General features: G+C 60.2%; 10 protein-coding genes. 3 read left to right on the forward strand and 7 right to left on the reverse strand.

What is annotated here, in order from left to right; translation table 11 throughout:
* Nucleotides 1-33 precede the first annotated feature (33 nt).
* The 3 genes from CA51_RS24620 to CA51_RS24630 all read right to left on the reverse strand — a co-directional run bounded on the left by CA51_RS24620 (nt 34) and on the right by CA51_RS24630 (nt 8,748).
* The gene (locus tag CA51_RS24620; RefSeq protein ID WP_145123760.1) at nt 34-1,989 is read right to left on the reverse strand and encodes an ABC transporter ATP-binding protein; all 1,956 of its coding nucleotides are present in this window, start codon (nt 1,987-1,989) and stop codon (nt 34-36) included.
* Between the two features lie 252 nt (nt 1,990-2,241).
* The gene (locus CA51_RS24625) at nt 2,242-7,317 is read right to left on the reverse strand and encodes a PVC-type heme-binding CxxCH protein (protein ID WP_145123761.1); all 5,076 of its coding nucleotides are present in this window, start codon (nt 7,315-7,317) and stop codon (nt 2,242-2,244) included.
* Nucleotides 7,318-7,329: 12 nt separating this feature from the next.
* Nucleotides 7,330-8,748: a neutral/alkaline non-lysosomal ceramidase N-terminal domain-containing protein gene (locus tag CA51_RS24630; protein WP_145123762.1), complete on the reverse strand. Its 1,419-nt coding sequence runs from the start codon at nt 8,746-8,748 to the stop codon at nt 7,330-7,332.
* 260 nt (nt 8,749-9,008) lie between these two features.
* Here CA51_RS24630 and CA51_RS24635 point away from each other — a divergent pair, with 260 nt between their 5' ends.
* On the forward strand, nt 9,009-9,416 hold the full coding sequence (locus tag CA51_RS24635) for a DUF1294 domain-containing protein (protein WP_197451450.1): 408 nt from the start codon (nt 9,009-9,011) through the stop codon (nt 9,414-9,416).
* Nucleotides 9,417-10,154: 738 nt separating this feature from the next.
* Here CA51_RS24635 and CA51_RS26015 read toward each other — a convergent pair.
* The 3 genes from CA51_RS26015 to CA51_RS24645 all read right to left on the reverse strand — a co-directional run bounded on the left by CA51_RS26015 (nt 10,155) and on the right by CA51_RS24645 (nt 12,825).
* A complete protein-coding gene (locus CA51_RS26015; RefSeq protein ID WP_197451451.1) occupies nt 10,155-10,316 on the reverse strand; it encodes a hypothetical protein in 162 nt (53 codons plus the stop codon).
* Between the two features lie 125 nt (nt 10,317-10,441).
* A complete protein-coding gene (gene arsS, locus CA51_RS24640; RefSeq protein ID WP_145123763.1) occupies nt 10,442-11,509 on the reverse strand; it encodes an arsenosugar biosynthesis radical SAM (seleno)protein ArsS in 1,068 nt (355 codons plus the stop codon).
* 137 nt (nt 11,510-11,646) lie between these two features.
* Nucleotides 11,647-12,825 carry a methyltransferase domain-containing protein gene (locus tag CA51_RS24645; RefSeq protein WP_145123764.1) on the reverse strand — a complete coding sequence of 393 codons (1,179 nt, stop codon included), beginning with the start codon at nt 12,823-12,825 and terminating at the stop codon, nt 11,647-11,649.
* A 279-nt stretch (nt 12,826-13,104) separates the two neighbouring features.
* Here CA51_RS24645 and CA51_RS24650 point away from each other — a divergent pair, with 279 nt between their 5' ends.
* Together CA51_RS24650 and CA51_RS24655 are read left to right on the forward strand one after the other, a co-directional pair.
* A complete protein-coding gene (locus CA51_RS24650) occupies nt 13,105-13,908 on the forward strand; it encodes a glycosyltransferase family 2 protein (RefSeq protein ID WP_231745881.1) in 804 nt (267 codons plus the stop codon).
* Nucleotides 13,908-15,656: a hypothetical protein gene (locus CA51_RS24655; RefSeq protein WP_145123765.1), complete on the forward strand. Its 1,749-nt coding sequence runs from the start codon at nt 13,908-13,910 to the stop codon at nt 15,654-15,656. The genes CA51_RS24650 and CA51_RS24655 overlap by 1 nt, the downstream gene beginning before the upstream one ends.
* A gap of 47 nt (nt 15,657-15,703) precedes the next feature.
* Here the strand turns inward: CA51_RS24655 and CA51_RS26020 are convergent, their stop codons facing one another.
* Nucleotides 15,704-15,844: a hypothetical protein gene (locus CA51_RS26020; protein ID WP_197451452.1), complete on the reverse strand. Its 141-nt coding sequence runs from the start codon at nt 15,842-15,844 to the stop codon at nt 15,704-15,706.
* Between the last annotated feature and the right edge of the window lie 204 nt (nt 15,845-16,048).

Below are 16,048 nucleotides of genomic sequence, written 5' to 3' on the forward strand. Positions count from 1 at the left end.
GGACGACCGTTCCACTGGTGATCACGGAATCGATCAACGACGGTTGCCGGTCGCAGAGCCATTGGCGTGCGGCAGCGGTTCCATCTGCAGATGGACCATTTCTTGATAGCGACCGTTTTGCGACATCAGCTCTTGGTGCGTGCCGACTTGCACGACGCGTCCCTCCTCCATCACGACGATCTTGTCGGCGTGGATGATCGTACTCAAGCGGTGAGCGATCACGATCGAGGTCCGGTTCTGCAGCAGATAGCCGAGACTGTCTTGGATCAGTCGTTCGCTTTCGCTGTCGAGATTGCTTGTCGCTTCGTCCAGGATCAAGATCTTCGGATCGGCGAGGATCGCTCGAGCGATCGCCAGCCGTTGGCGCTGGCCTCCGCTCAGCTTGACGCCCCGTTCGCCGATCCAGCTCTCGTAGCCTTCGGGCAGCTTTTCGATAAACTCCGCCGCCGCAGCCGCCTGCGCCGCCGCTTGCACTTCGGCCAGCGAGGCATCGCGTCGGGCGTAACCGATGTTGTCGCGGATCGTCCCGTCGAACAGGAAGACATCTTGTTCGACGATTCCTAACAGCTTGCGAAAACTCTCCAACCGAATGTCGCGCAGATCGCGGCCATCCAAGCGGATCGCACCGGAAACGGGATCGTAAAACCGGGCGATCAGATTCGTCAGCGTCGTCTTCCCGGCGCCGCTGCGTCCGACCAACGCGACAGTCTGCCCAGGTTGGATCTCCAGGCAAACGTCCTGCAAGACCATCGATTCGGTATCGGGATAGTGGAAGCCGACGTTTTCGAGCGTGATCGCCCCGGCAACCTCCTCTTTTCGCAGACTGACCGCCGTCGGATTGGTCGGCAGCTCGCGAGGGCTTTCCAAAACGTCCAGCACGCGATCGAGCCCCGCCAGGTTGTTTTGGAAGGTGACTGCGCTGCCGGCTAGCGCGGCGATCGGGTCCAACAGCATCGTCAGATAGACCAGGAACATCATCAGATCGCCGAGCGTTAGTTCGCCGTTGATGATCTGCGAACCGCCGTACAGCAGCAGCCCCGTCGACGCCAGCGGAATCACGACCTCCCAAATGATCTCGATCGCCCGGCTCCACCACCATGTGAACAATTGTTGCCGAACCAACATCGTCCCCTCGCGGACGAAGCGGTTCGATTCGCTGCGGGCACGAGCAAAGGTGCGGACGATGCGGATCCCGCCAAACGTTTCGGTCGCTCCTGCGTCGATGTGCTGCCGTTGCTTGCGGATGTCTTTGAACATCGGCCGGATCCGGTTGATCCATGTGCGATGAGTGATGTAGACGCCGGGCAACAGCAGCAGCCCGCCGAGCATCAGTTTCCAATCGACCAACATCAAAATGATCAAGCTGCCCACGAACTGGATGATCGCACGCCACGGGTTGTACAGCATGCTGAAGATCAGATCGGCGATCCCGCCGGCATCCTCGCGGATCAGGCTCGCCGCACCGCCGCTCTTCAGTTTGTAGACTCGGGTCAGCGGCAATCGGATCGCGTGATCGAAGACTTTGCGACGGATCGAGATTTGCACCTGATTGACGGTCTTCGTCGCCAGCCAGCGGCCCCACAATTGGATCACCGTGGCGCAAGCTGTAAAAAAGGCGGCTCCCAACGCGATCGCTACCAGCAGCGACATCTTCTCCTCGGGCCAGGCGAACCCTTGCAGGAAACCGGGCATCGGTTTGGCTGGATCGGTCAGCACGCAATCGATCGCCAACTTAGTCGCCGCCGGCGGAACCAGACGCAGCAGCGTGGCCACCGATAACGTCGCCAGCCCCAGGATCACGCGTCCGCGATATCGGCCCAACAGTCCCCAGAATTCGGTGAACAACTGGAAGAAGGAGCGCTGGCGGTTGGTGCCGCGATCGCTGTGCGGGCTTGGACTCGCCGAGTGAGGATTGCCACCGGAGCTTCGTTTTTCTCGAAATTCTTGGCGGTACTGGTCGAAACGCTGGCGTGAGGATTCTGGATGCATGAACTATTGTTATGCGTTTTACCGTAAAATGACAAGTCGGCTGCACGCGACGAACCAGCAAAAAACGACCCCACACGCTGCGGAAGCATCGCAGCGGAATACTGGAAAAAGCAGGAACGGCGACGTCCGCCGATCGCTACATTCGATCGGCGGAGATGATCGCCTGCAGCGCTTTGAGGCAGCGGGGGGCTTGGAACGAAGCCTATGCGGAACGGTTGACTGAACGACCATCCCCGCCGATTTCTGAGGCTGCTACTGAACAGGTTTCAGCGTGATCGCTCGCAGATCCAACAGCCACTTCTTCAGTTCTTCCGTCGCTTGCAGGCTGGCGGTCAACGTCGACGCTGGCAATTCGATTGTGCCAATTTTCACCTGTTCGTAATCGTCCCACGATCCGGTGCCGGCGACGGTGCCGGTCAGCGTTTCGTTGCCACAGCGGAACTGGAACCGATTCCCCGCCGTGCCGTCGGCGCAGGCGTAGTCCAGCCAGACTTCATAGTTGCCCGCTGCGGCGACCTCCAACGTCCACTCGGCGCGATCCCGTGGGCTTCCCCAGTGGCCGATGTTTTTGTATTTCGATTCGAAGACGCAGCGATCGCCGTAGATCCGGCTCGCGGTCGCCGTCAGCGAAAGGTTTCCATCGGCAGCCGGCAGAACCGTCGCGGGATGGTTACCGTCGAACTGCTTGGCCGGCGGACCGACATCGTCCAGGAAGGCGAGCAGATCGTTCATCTGATTGACGGGGATCAGTTTTTCAAAACCTTCGGGCATCAGCGACGTGCCGGTGTTTTGAATCTGTTCGATATCCTCGCGGAGGATCGTCTTTCGCTTCCCCTCCTGCATTTGCAATTCGATCGCCGTGCTCGATTCGTTGGCGATAATCCCAGCGGTCGCGACGCCATCGATCGTCAGCACGCTGTAGCCGCGGTACTTGTCTTCGACCGCTGCGTTGGGATCGAGGATCGCCGTCAGCATCGCAACGGGAGATCGATCCTTGAGGCTTGTCAGATCGGGGCCGATCGGATGGCCAATCTCTCGCACGCGGTGACACGCGGCGCAATGCTTGGTGAAGATCGCCGCACCACGCGAGGCATCGCCATGCTGCGGCGCTGCCGTTTGATATTGTTTCATCAGCATCTGCTTGTCGGCTGCTGAACTCGATTCGCCGAACAACTTGACCGCTGCCGCTTTGACTTTCGCGCTGGCGTGCGACGCCAGTTGCTGACGCTGGCTGGCACCAAGCGTTTGCGGCGGCAGGCGTTTCGTTTGCAGCGCGTCGATCAGGATCAGTGCCGATGCTTCGCGCGAGAGGACTGTCTCCAGGATCGCCGTCCGCACGCTGGGACTTAACGATTCCAGGCGTTCCAAAATCTCCGCCGGTTGCTTGGCTGCAAGCACTCGCGACGCTGCGACTTGGACTTCGATCGGCTCTGCCGCATCGACGAGCCCAAGCAGGTTGTTGGTGCTGTTCCCGAGCGACGCGATCATTTCGATAGCAGCTACGCGGCGGGGAACGTCGGCGCCGGGATCGGTTGCCCAATTCGTGGCATCGCGGACGATCTGATCGATCTGCGATTGAACGCCTTCGCTGAGCGAAACGTTCTGTTGCCGGATCGACGCCAGCGTGCCGCTGAGCGAATCGAGCTGGTCCGCTGTTGGTTTGCCATCGATCGCTGCAATCATCTCGCCCACGCGCTGCGACAAAAACTTGGCATCTTTGCTTCGCACCGCCATCTGCAAAATCGGCGACTGGAACGCTTTTGCTGCTGCCGGATATTGTTCGATCGCCGCATGAAAATCGGCCAGGTTTTGAGGGCTCAACGAGCTGATCACCGCCGCGCGGATGTTGCCATCGCTCACCGAATCGCTAGCGATTTTGGCTAACAACTGCGTCGCACGCGGCGATTCCGAGAAGCCCAACGAATAGGCTAACTGCAAGCGAACGTGGGGATCGGTCGCGTCGCAGGCGATCAGCGCCGAGAGCAGTTCGTCGCTGGCGGCATCCCCTTTCGCCAAGAATGATTCGGACAATCGAATCGCGTGGCGGCGGACGGTTGGATGGGGATCGGCGATGGCGGATTGCAGCGTCGCAACGTTTAAGGCAGCAAGGCCGTCGAGCGTGCAGATCGCATGCAGCCGAGCCAGCGGAGCTTCGGACGTTTTGGCGGTCGCTTGCAACAGCGGAACGACGCTGGCATCGGCGCGGTCGATCAGGATCGCTTGCGCGAGATCGCGGGTGCGGCCGTTGGGCGAGGCGAGTTGGGCGACGAGTTGTTCGCTGCTCATCGGGCCCAATTTGGCAATCGGTCGCGGTTTCTTGTCGCTTGGGTAGATCCGATAGATCCGGCCGCGATCGTGGCCAGCGCGGAGGAAGAGTTCCTTTTCTCGTTGGTCGTCGATCCATTCGGGATGTTCGATTACCAGGCGATACATGTCGGCAACCCAGAGCGCACCGTCGGGGCCGGTGGTGACTGTCGACGGCCGGAACCAACTGTCGCTGGAAGCCATGAACTCGATCCCCGCTTCGTCCGCCGGACGAACGCTCTCAAAAGTCACGCCTTGAGGGACCAATTGGCGCCGGTGGACTGCATTGTGAACCGGTTCACAAGTGAATGTGTTTTGTTGGAACTCCGGCCCCAACAGGTCGTCGCGATAGACCATCGTGCTGCAGGCCGATGTGAATTGATGCCCGCTGCCGGCGACTGGCGGTTTGTATCCCGACCAATGACTCAGCACGCGCGAGATTGGAAACAATTGAGTGTTATCGAGCCGAGCGATATTTCGCCCCGAGGCGGGAGGAGCGACCAACGGATTGCGTCGCAGATAATGATCAGCAAACACGTAATGCCGAACGGGGACCGAATTGTTGCATCCGAACCAATTGCCGTGATCGTCGCGGTGGCGGCCAAATTGCGTCTGGCCAGCTTGCACGTCCAGCGATCCATCCTCGGGCCGGATCCGCAGATCCTGGCCGCGAATGTCGATCGTTTTGCCGGTCTGTTTCGATTCAACCGTGCCGCCGCTGTCCCCATTGGCCAGATACAGCCAGTTGTCCAAGCCGCGTTCGAATCCGTTGACCAAGTGCTGTTGGTTGCCTTGAGTGAAGCCGTGGTAGAGTTCGGTGCGAGTGTCCGCGGTGCCATCGCCGTCGCTGTCGGCGGCGTAGAAAATCGTCGGCGCAGCGCTGACGATCACGCCGTCGCGATAGGCGATCACGCCGGTCGGATACGGGATGTTGTCCAAGAACAGTGTCGACTTATCGTAAGTCCCGTCGCCATCGGTATCCTCGAGGTAGCGGACGCGGCCTCCCGGTTTCCCCTTGTCGTCCAACCCCAGCGGATAATCGGCCATCTCCGCGACCCACAGCTTGCCGTCGGGGCCCCAGTCCAAGGCAACGGGATCCATCACCAAAGGCTCGGCGGCAACCAATTCCACCGTAAAGCCGGGGCGAACTTGAATCGAGCGCCATGACAAATCGGGACTCCGCGGCCCCGGATCAGCGTTGCCGATCAACTCGGCAAACGTGCGGCGGTCGACGCCATCGGGCAAGCGGTGCGTATCTTCGTTCTGCAACCACACGTGATCGGCGGCAAACCAAGCTCCGTTGTTCGTGCCGGCTCGGACGATCAAAGGTATCTCGGTCGCCGGTTCCACGTCGCGGGTGAAGTCGCCGGTCGCACTGTCGTACAACCGAATCGCCGACTGGCGCGTGTTGGAGACGATCATGTCGTCGTAGCCATCTTTGTCAAGGTCGACAAATCGCAAGCCGTTGTCGCCGCCGGTTTCATCGACGATGGCAAACGGCAGCGGCACCGGATCCGATTTCCAGTTGCCGTCGCCGTCCAGCGAGAAGACCTGCCGCGTCTGTTCATTGGCAACCAAGACTTCGGAGATTCCATCGCGATCGAGGTCGCGCATCCGCACGCCTTGATCGACACCGTCGACGCTGGTCTTCGCGGCGGCAAGCGGCTCGGGGAGCGGACTTCGCTCGATTCCGTCGTCACTGACCCGATAGATCGCTTGGTCCTTCGCATTGTTCACCAACAGCGAAACGCTGGCGTCGCTCGACAGCTGGCCAAAACGAACGCCCAGGTCGACGCGCTGTTTTGCCTCGCCCGCGGCTGTGAACTGGACAGGGCTTTCCAGCTCGCGCCACTCTCCGGTTTTCGGCTGCCAAATCCGAGCCAGCTTGCGATCTTCGTTGCCGATCATCACGTCGACGAAGCCATCGCGGTTGAGGTCGACGACCCGGACTCCATTGTCGCCACCACCGTCGGGGCGGCGGAGCGGTTGGTCGGCCAGCAGATTCTTATTGATCCGGTCGATACATTCCTTGAAGGTCAGGAATTTGACTCGCTTGCCATACTTCGTGTTCACGCGGTCGACGACTTCGGCGATCTGTTCGCTGCGAATCCATTCGTACGGATGAAAGACGATGTTGGCGATTCCCTGCTTGATCACCGTCGCATCGATCGCGGCGACCATGTCGTCGACGGTTCGTGGATTCTTCGGTTGTTGAATGTTCTGCGCCTGCCAGTCGTCGGGAATCGTGCAGGGGAATTCCCAACACAGCTTCCCGATCACATACGGGTAAGGGTAGTTCTCGATTTTGTTGACAAACGAAGGGAACGGGATGTAGCGTCCAAAGCGTTCCTCACCCTCGTCGGTCAGCGTGAGCGAACGTGGCAGTTGGGGATCGCGTGACGTGAAGACGCAGACGACCGAGGTGCTCGCCTGCAGGAAGTTGCCACCAGGCGTCGTCTTGTTAATAATTTCAGCAAACCCACGCGGGCTGGGCGTGTTCTGGGAATCCATGCAAGGAAAGCGGAACGCGACAGGACGGCTGTTCGGAATCGACGACATCAGGTCGACACAGCGGTCGTAGGTCGATTTGGCTTTGGCAAAATCGCCCGCTTGCAGGCACGGACAGGGATGGTCGACGGTGTGTGTTTCGATCGACAGTCCTTCCTCCAGCCAAGCTTGCAGCTGAGGATCGGCGGGGTCGACCTGGCAGGACATGATGCTAACCGGCGCGCGACCATCGATCTGTTTCAACCGGTTCAGGATCGGCCTCAGATAGGTCTCGTATTTCGCGGTGTCGCGCATGTCGTCGATCCCCAGCGTCACCACCGCTTCGACGCCCGGTTCGCCAACCCATTGCGGCGTCGTCAACTTGGCAAAGTCGGCGTGGGGATAATAGGAATCGGAATAGGCGTCGAGATAGGCAACGGGATTGTCTTGCGTTGCGTCGTGTTGATTCGTCGTCGATTGGGCGAGCAGCGTTCCGCACCAGAACGCCGCGATCCAGCCAAAATACATCCGCAGCATGGGGTGTTGTCCTTAAGTGGTTCGCGTGAGCAATTGATTGGCAAAGTCGGCCAACTGACTGGCCGCAGCGGTTTTAAACGGCGGCAGGTCGAGGATTCGCGGGACCGTGACGGCGGCGTATTCGCCCGCCTCGTAGGCCCGCGGGTCGACGAGATACCCGATCAGATCGTCGGTGTAACCGACAACGATCGTGTTTTTTAGCGGTGAATCGCGTTGGATCTGCAGCCCGTAATAACTGTACAGTTCGCTGGAATGGAACAGGATGCCGAGATCTCCCAGCCGCAGCGCCGTCGTGGGCGTGGCATGCGTTGTCCGCTGCAAATCCCAATCCTTCGCCGATTCGTACCAGGCTTTGGCAAAGCCGGCATCGACCCACTGGCCCGACGCACATTGCTCGGGATGCTCGCGATAGAGTTCCAGTTGCTGTTGCAACAGATCGATGTTCAGCGGCAATGCAAACGGTTCGCTGACCAGTCGCAGTTCATTGGCGTCGACCCGTTCGCTGGCGTCCAACGCGCGGTCGATCCCCTGCACGATCGCCGCCGCCGTCGGTTCGGCTTCGCCAATCCAGATGTCTCCATCCCCAGGGTTCACGTCGCCAGCGTGTCCTTGCAGGAAGCCGGGGGTGACGCCATGTTTGGCTTGCACTTGATCGGCGACCAGCCCGAGCCAATCGGGGCCGGCTTCGCCATCACGATAACAGACCGGATGGCAGGCAAAGTGATACCACATCACGTCGGGTTTGTTGGCTCGTTCGAAACGCAGCACATGCAGGATCGTATCGAGCCAGCGATCCGCGGCGGTTGCATCTGCAGTGAATTCCTGGTCGGTCTTCCAGGTCGGGCTGGTTCGATTGAAGTTGCCTCCGTCGACCGAACTCTTGCCGACGTACAGTTCCGCCGCCGAGAGATCGCGATGCGCCTGGACGACGGCATCGACGACGTGCCCCAACGTCTCTTTCAGGTAATCTTCGGGGATGGCTCCCCATTGCCGTAGATAAGAAAACGCGGGCATCGAATGCGTGTGCGTGGCGCAGACGCGGACGTTGGCAGCCGGGATGCCCGTCTGTTTTGCGACCCGCTGTTGCACTTGTTGTGTGAAGCCGGGCGAGACGCTCAAAATGTCGAGCGAGACGATTGCAACGGATTGATCGGCCACTCGCAGCACCAGCGCTCGGGCGGCTGTCTTTTGGCGAATCCCCGTGATTCGGCGTTCTTGTCCAACCGGTTTATGGAACCCGGCTAGCTCGATTCCCAACGGCGGCGTGGTGTCGACGACGGCGTGGCCGATCGAAAGCGAACCGCTTGTGGATGTCGCGTCCGCAGCGATCCCGTGGCAGGGCCAAGCGGCAGCGGTGGTCGCGGCACCGAGACTCGCCAGAAATCGGCGACGATCGTGGGGCGGCAACGAAGTGGGTTGGGATTTTGGCATGGCTTGTTTTTCCTGGAGGGCTAAGGAGGGAAAGCAAAGCTGCGATCGCGGGGAGTGTTGTCGTGCGATTGGCGGGCTGGGGGAGGTGGGCCTATTGTAGTCGATCGGAGAGCGATCGTTGCCATTCGCCAAATCGGCGGATCCGCCGACTGCTGATCCGCCGAAACGCGGTAGATGTTCGTTTCGGTTGGCGGCTACACTACGTGCCGCCGCGCCCGACCGATGCTCCGCGCACGGTACCCCCGACCAAGGATGAACCGATGTTTTTTCATGCTCCGTTGCTTTCGATCGCCGTTCTCGACGGGACCGGTTCTCGGTTCGCAATCACCACGACTTCGCTGCTGTTGGCCCAAAACGATTCGACCGACGGAGTGGGGATCGGTCCGCTGGCGATGATCTACGCCGTGGTGATGTTGATTTTGTCGCTGCTGAGTTTCGCGAGCTACGGCTGGGACAAGCGGCAGGCGCGGGCGGATCGCCAGCGGATCAGCGAACGAAGATTGCACACGATCGATCTGCTGGGCGGCTGGCCGGGCGGTTGGGTCGGCCGGCGGACGTTCCGTCACAAGACGAGCAAGCGATCGTTTGTGATCGTGTTTTGGATGACGGTGGTGCTGAACCTGAGCCTCGTCGGCGCGTGTTTCTACGGCCTGTCTCGATTGATGTGAGCTGCGCGGGCCGCGGCGAGCTGGCCATCGACGTTTGCGGGTAAAACACATGCCGTCGCTTCGCGACTGACGCGGCAGGTTGGGGCTCAGATTCCTGGGACTTGCGTCCCAGGCTCTTGGATGCCGTCGCTTTGCGACTGATCGCCGCACAGTCGCGAAGCGATGACACTGGACCGGAAACCGCATGTCGTCGCTTCGCGACTGACGCAGCATGTTGGGGCCTAGATTCCTGGGACTTGCGTCCTGTCAGTTATACGTAAGGCATGATGAGTTGTCGCGACCGAACGCTTGCCCGGCCAGTGTGAAGTCTTTCGTTCGTCGCAGACCGTTCCACATCGCAATCATCCATGTTAGGGCCGCAGGCTCGACCATTTGCATAGCCCAGGCCATCGGCCTGGGTTCTAGGGGCGTTGATTGACATGGTTGGGCTGAAGGCCCGGTCGATTGTCACAACCACTCCCCGGGGCGTTGCCCCTTCGCCTGTTGTGAAATGAAACCGGGCGCCGTCGGCTGATACCCAGCCCTGCAGGCTGGGCTATGCAAATTGCTGGACCTTCGGCCCGCGCCAGGCGTGCCAGGAATGTGCGTGTCCCCTTTTGCCCCTTGCTTTCGCCGTTATCTGCGACTTACGTATAACTGACAGGACTTGCGTCCCAGGCTCTTGGATGCCGTCGCCTTGCGACTGAATCGCGACTGGGACGCGGGCCGGTGGATGCGATCGCTGTCGAGGTCGACTTTCTAGTACGACGTGCCGGAACCTTGGGGCTTGCTCGCGGGCTCGTCGGCTGTCTCGGTCGCGGGAGCGGTTGTGGGTTCTTCCGTGGGAGTGCTGGGAGCACATCCGATCATTGGGATGCAGAGCGCGGCGGTCAGAAGAGCGAATCGAATTACGGAAAACATCGTTGGTTTGGCCTCGGACGAATATTGTTGGCGTGACGGGGAAACGAATCAACAATTTTGCCCCGCCCCGAGGCGGATGTCTGTGAGCCACCGCACAACATCCGCACAAGCTGCCTTGCACAGATCTAGGCAGGCTTTTCGGTACCGATCTTGACGACCGCTCCTTGGCAGCTGGAACCGTTGCCGGCGGTGCAGCCGAAGCAATGCCGGCCGGTCTGGATGCCGCGACTGGCCAGCGATTCAAAATCGAAATCGGAGATATGCCGCGGTTGCTCCGGCGACAGGCCGATGTTGAGCATCTGATTGAAATCGCAATCGAACAGATGGCCCTGCCAGTCGACCGAGACCATCGTGCGGCACATCACGCCTTCGACAGTCACCGGATTAAACGACTCGATCAACTTTTGCATGTAGTTGTCGAATTGGTCCGACCGCAACAGATCGTCCAGAAAGCGGCTGATCGGCAGGTTGGTGATCGTGTGCAGATTCGTGAAGACGATGTCGTATCGCGACTTCAATTCGCTGCGGTAGGTCGCTTCGAGAGCGGCTTGCGATGGCGGAAGCGATGGGCCGACGGGGTTGTAGACCAGGTTCAGCGTCCGCGGCGAATCGGGTTGTCCGTAGCCGAGGGCGTTGAGTCGGCGGAGGCCATCGATCGATCGCTTGAAGACGCCATCGCCCCGCTGGCTGTCGCAGTTCTCTTCTAGGTAACAGGGAAGCGACGCGACGACTTCCACCTCGTGCTCGGCCAGGAATTCAGGGAGGTCGCGATAGCCATTGGCCATCAGGATCGTCAGGTTACAGCGGTCGATCACGCGGCGGCCCAGCAACGTCGCCTGTTCGACGAGCCAACGAAAGTTCGGGTTCATCTCCGGCGCACCGCCGGTGATGTCGAGCGTCGGAATATCGTGGCGAGCCAAGACGTCGATGATCGCCTCGGCGGTCGCTCGCGACATGCTCTCGCGGCGATCGGGGCCAGCGTCGACGTGGCAATGGGTGCAGGTTTGGTTGCACAGTTTGCCGACATTGATCTGCAGCACCTCGATCCCGGTGGCGGTCAGTCGCGGCAATCCGTTATTCGACAGCGCTTCGGTGAAGTAGGGGAGCGGAGGCGTGAATTCGTCTTCGAGCACCTCGCGTTGCCGAGCGGCGTTGGCGAGTTCACTCTGTTGTCGCAGAAGAGATAATTGCATCGTGTGGATTCTTTGCGGATCGGACGGTTGATGAACGGAGACTTCGTTTAACCGCGTGGGCATCGCCCCGCGTTTCTGCTGCGTGTGCAGCCTCGACAAGCTCGCGGTTTAAACGAAAACTTCAATGCGACGGGGCACTAGCAGCAGGGCTCTTCGTCGCTGCAACTACTGGCGTTCCCCTGGCTGGTCGCATCGTAATCGAGCCCCTTCGATTCGCGAGGATCGCGACAAACGTTGCGTCGACAGTCGAACGCTTTGGCATCTTCCAAGGCGATCGATTCTCGCGGCTCGATCGCGTCGAACATCTTGGCATAAGGAGCCCGCTGGAGCAGGTGGAACGTTTTGTCACAGACTGCCATCCGCTGGCCGCGGTGGTAGGTGTGGCCGTCGTCGTCGACGACCTTTTTGAATGGGCCACGATAGACAACGGCTTGATTGCGTTCCAGGCATGGTCCTTGCTTGCCCTTGTGAGCGACGACGGTGACCGATCGAAATTCGATCCCCTCGACCGTCCGCCACGGTTCGCTCTGCCGTTTGACGATCTCGATTCCGTGGAATCCGGCTTCTTCAAACGCCTGCAAGAACTTGTCCTCGCGGAACGCTCCGGTGATACATCCCGACCACAACTCGGGATCCTGCTGCAAGCGATCGGGGACATCTTCATCGCTGACGATATCGCTGATCGCCGCCCGTCCGCCGCGACGCAAGACGCGGAAGATCTCCGAAAACAGCGGCCGGCGATCCTGTTGGCGGACTAGGTTCAGCACGCAGTTCGACAGGACACAATCGACGGAATCGTCGTCGACCAACGGGTGCTGACGACGCAGACGTTCTTCGGTCTGACGCAGCGAAAGGTAGCCGGCCGGATCGTGGACCGGGTGCTCGGCCAGTTCGCTGGCCAAAAGGTCGAGGTCGAGTCCCAGGTCTTGGATCAATCCGTAACGGAAATCGACGTTGGCGTATCCGATCGTCTCGGCGACTGTCGAGGTGTGCTTGCGAGCCAGGTCGAGCATTTCGCGATTGCAGTCGACACCGATCACACGCCCCTCGCGACCGACGACTTGCGACGCGATGTAGCAGAGCTTGCCGCCGCCGCTGCCTAGATCGAGCACCGTCTCGCCGGGACGAACGTAGGGAGTTGGGTCGCCACAGCCGTAGTCGCGCTCGATGATCTCTTGCGGAATCGCGGCCAGCAGGTCGGTGTTGTATTCGACGGGGCAGCAGAGTGCGGGTTCGACGGCATGGGCTGCGGCGGCATAACGATCGTAGACAGAGGATTCAGAAGACGGGGCCTCGGCGGTCGTCGTGGTCTTCATTCGCGGTTTCCTTCCAGGAGACAAGGATTGGCTGGCAACACGCAGGTCGATGCGTGTGTTTTCGTCAAGGTAGACGGTCTCGGTTGCCAGTCCTTACGAATTCTATTCGTTTTTTTCTCGGGAATGGCATTCGGCGGCTGTAAAAGTGGACGGGGGAACACGATCGTTGGGTCAAGCGGTTGAAGCTCGGCAAGAACGGACATTTGGCGGACCTGTGAGCGAATTCACAGATTCCGAAGCAAGACGGTACTAAATTGCAGCATCTGCATCGCGATCTCGATGCGTCGCCCCAATACGATGTCCCAGGTGACCGCTATCAATCAAGCCGAATCCGCAGCCGTGAGCGCTGCGGCGAATCCCGTCTCGTCGCATCTGCAATCCGTTGTCGTCGTGATCCCCGCGCTGAACGAAGAGCGATCGTTGCCGTTGGTTCTGGGCGATCTGCCCGACGTCGGCCAAGTGATCGTGATCGATAACGGCTCGACCGACCGGACCGCCGACGTCGCCAGAGCGGGCGGAGCGGTTGTCGTCAGCGAGTCGCAGCGAGGTTATGGAGCGGCTTGCTTGCGTGGTCTGGCGACGATTGAACAACAGATAAATGACGGGCGTGCGGCTCCCGACATCGTCGTCTTTCTGGATGCCGACTACAGCGATCACCCCGATCTTTTGCCGCGGTTGGTGGCACCGATCTTCATGGGGCAAGCCGATTTTGTGCTCGGGTCGCGACTGCTGGGAGAACGCGAAAAGGGAGCGATGCCGCCGCAAAGCGTCTACGGCAATCGACTCGCTTGCTTCTTGATGCGGCTGCTGTTTGGTGCCCGCTACACCGACCTGGGCCCGTTCCGCGCGATCGACTACGGCAAGCTGTGCGATCTTAAAATGGCCGACGAGAACTTCGGTTGGACGATCGAGATGCAGATCAAAGCGATCTTTGCCCATCTGCGTTATCTGGAGATTCCAGTTCCCTACCGCAACCGCGTCGGGACCAGCAAGATCAGCGGAACGGTTAGCGGAACGATCAAAGCCGGCTCAAAGATCCTCTACACAGTCGCTCGCTATGGTTTGCGACGGGGATCGATGTGATGGATGGTGCCGACCGACCGCACGATCGAACAGCTGTCGCAACGCGATCGCTGGCCGTTTTGGCGATCGTTTCAATCGGGCTGTATGCGGCGATCGCCTGGCTCAGCTGGCAGTTCGATTACCACGCGGCAGGCGTCGACCGACCGATCCTTGCTGTCTTAGGACTGTTCGCCGTCGCGTTTGCACTCTATCTGATCGCGATCCGAAGCGTGGCTGCCGGTCCGGGGAATCTGAAGTTAGTAGTTGTGGCGGCGATTGGGTTTCGGATCGTGGTGCTCTTCTCGCTGCCGATTCAAGAGGTCGATATCTATCGGTACCTGTGGGACGGAGCGGTCTCGGTGGCGGGAGTGAGCCCCTATCAATACAGTCCACAACAGGTTCAGGATGCTGCGTTTTCAACGACCGACGATCCCGAACTGCAGCGATTGATCGCGGTCTTGGATCGAGAGCCTCCGTTGGCGGAGATCTTGGCTCGCGTTCACTTTCCCGAATTGCCAACGATTTATCCGTCGACCAGCCAAGTTGTCTTTGCCGCCAGCGAAATCACGACGCCCGCTGGTGCGTCGCTGCTGGCCCGCCTCTTCATCATGAAGGCGTGGCTGATCGGATTCGACATCGCAACGCTGCTGGTGGTGATCGGATTGCTGCGGGCGTGCGGGCGATCCGCCGATCTATGCGTGATCTACGCTTGGTGTCCGCTGTTGATGAAAGAGGTCGCCGGGAGCGGCCACTTGGACGCGATCGCCGTCTTCTTCACAGCGCTCTCGATCTACCTGGCCGTCCGACTGTTAAAACGAGACGCTGCGACGGTGAAGCCCAACGACCTTGGATTGGCAGGCGTCGCGATCACGCTCGCACTAGCCATCGGTGCCAAGTTGTACCCTGTCGTGCTGGCACCGCTGATGGTGTTGGTTGTCGCCCGTAGATTCGGCTGGCGACATTTGCTGATGCCCGGAGCTGTCCTGGCCGTTGGAACGCTGCTGCTATTGTGGCCGATGATGCCACGCGATGCGGAAGTTGCTGAACCGATCGTAGCACTCGTCGCGGAGCACTCCGGCGGTTCGATGCCTGAGCCGATCGAGGTGATCTCGATCGCACCTCCCAGCCCACCGGCGACCGATCCCAGCCTGGGCGTGGCGACGTTTTTGAAACGCTGGGAAATGAACGACTTCCTATTTTTGATCCTGATCGAAAACCTGAAGCCGACCAGCGAGCTACCATCCGATCGCATCGCCTGGTTTTCGATCGTTCCCGACGCGGCCCGAGAGAGCGCCCTCGAAACGGCTCAGCAATCGATGGGCATCGAAGCGGCAGAGGCTCCGTTTTTTGTCGCGCGAGCGATCACAGCGGCCGCGTTTTTGCTGGTCGCAATCGGGCTGGCGTGGCGAGCTTCCTCCGCTGCCGACGGGGCATTGTTTTGCGAGACCGTCTTCCTGACGCTCGCCTGGTTCTGGCTGCTGTGCCCCACACAGAATCCGTGGTACTGGAGCTGGGCGCTGCCCTTCCTGCCGTTTGCCCGCGGGAGAGCTTGGTTGGCGATCAGCGGACTGGTGCTGGTCTACTACCTGCGATTCTGGCTGGACTATCACCACGCCGACACCACCGTCCTCGGTACCCGATACGCCGGAGTCGCATTCTATGACTTTGTCGTCACCTGGCTCGAGTTCGCGCCCTGGATGGCCTTCCTAGCAATCGACGCCTGGCGACGTCCGAAGCGGCCAGCATCTCCATCGCTGAACGTAGGTTAAAGGGAGAGCTGAAGAATGACGCTACGACGCAGTTGCCGCTGCGCAGGTTAGACGTTCGCCGGATCGCTTGCTTGAGCTGCGGCGGCTAGGGCTGCGCCGGGCTCGATCGAGCTGCCCGATTGACGCAGGATCGTTTCCAGGGCGGCCAGGATCAGGGTTACGTTCCGCGCCGTGCAACTGTGCCCCACCACGCCGATTCGCCATGACGACCGAATTTTGTGAGTAGATCGGACATTCTATCGGACATGGTAAAGGAGGTCCTGTTGTCGCGGGGGGGCAATGCTGAGCGGTGGCCCGGGCGGCGTTTCCGCGTTTCCCGGGCGACGTCGTATCGCAACAAAGGTTCGCCTGCCGGGCGGCTCCGCGACGAATTGGCATTCGATTCGCACCAC

This window comes from Rosistilla oblonga (genome assembly GCF_007751715.1).
Taxonomy (GTDB): Bacteria; Planctomycetota; Planctomycetia; order Pirellulales; family Pirellulaceae; genus Rosistilla; species Rosistilla oblonga.

Coding starts and splice junctions, on each gene's coding strand:
- CA51_RS24620 (WP_145123760.1), bottom strand. CDS start 1,989: ATGCATCCAGAATCCTCACGCCAGCGTTTCGACCAGTACCGCCAAGAA.
- CA51_RS24625 (WP_145123761.1), bottom strand. CDS start 7,317: ATGCTGCGGATGTATTTTGGCTGGATCGCGGCGTTCTGGTGCGGAACG.
- CA51_RS24630 (WP_145123762.1), bottom strand. CDS start 8,748: ATGCCAAAATCCCAACCCACTTCGTTGCCGCCCCACGATCGTCGCCGA.
- CA51_RS24635 (WP_197451450.1), top strand. CDS start 9,009: ATGTTTTTTCATGCTCCGTTGCTTTCGATCGCCGTTCTCGACGGGACC.
- CA51_RS26015 (WP_197451451.1), bottom strand. CDS start 10,316: ATGTTTTCCGTAATTCGATTCGCTCTTCTGACCGCCGCGCTCTGCATC.
- arsS (WP_145123763.1), bottom strand. CDS start 11,509: ATGCAATTATCTCTTCTGCGACAACAGAGTGAACTCGCCAACGCCGCT.
- CA51_RS24645 (WP_145123764.1), bottom strand. CDS start 12,825: ATGAAGACCACGACGACCGCCGAGGCCCCGTCTTCTGAATCCTCTGTC.
- CA51_RS24650 (WP_231745881.1), top strand. CDS start 13,105: ATGCGTCGCCCCAATACGATGTCCCAGGTGACCGCTATCAATCAAGCC.
- CA51_RS24655 (WP_145123765.1), top strand. CDS start 13,908: ATGGATGGTGCCGACCGACCGCACGATCGAACAGCTGTCGCAACGCGA.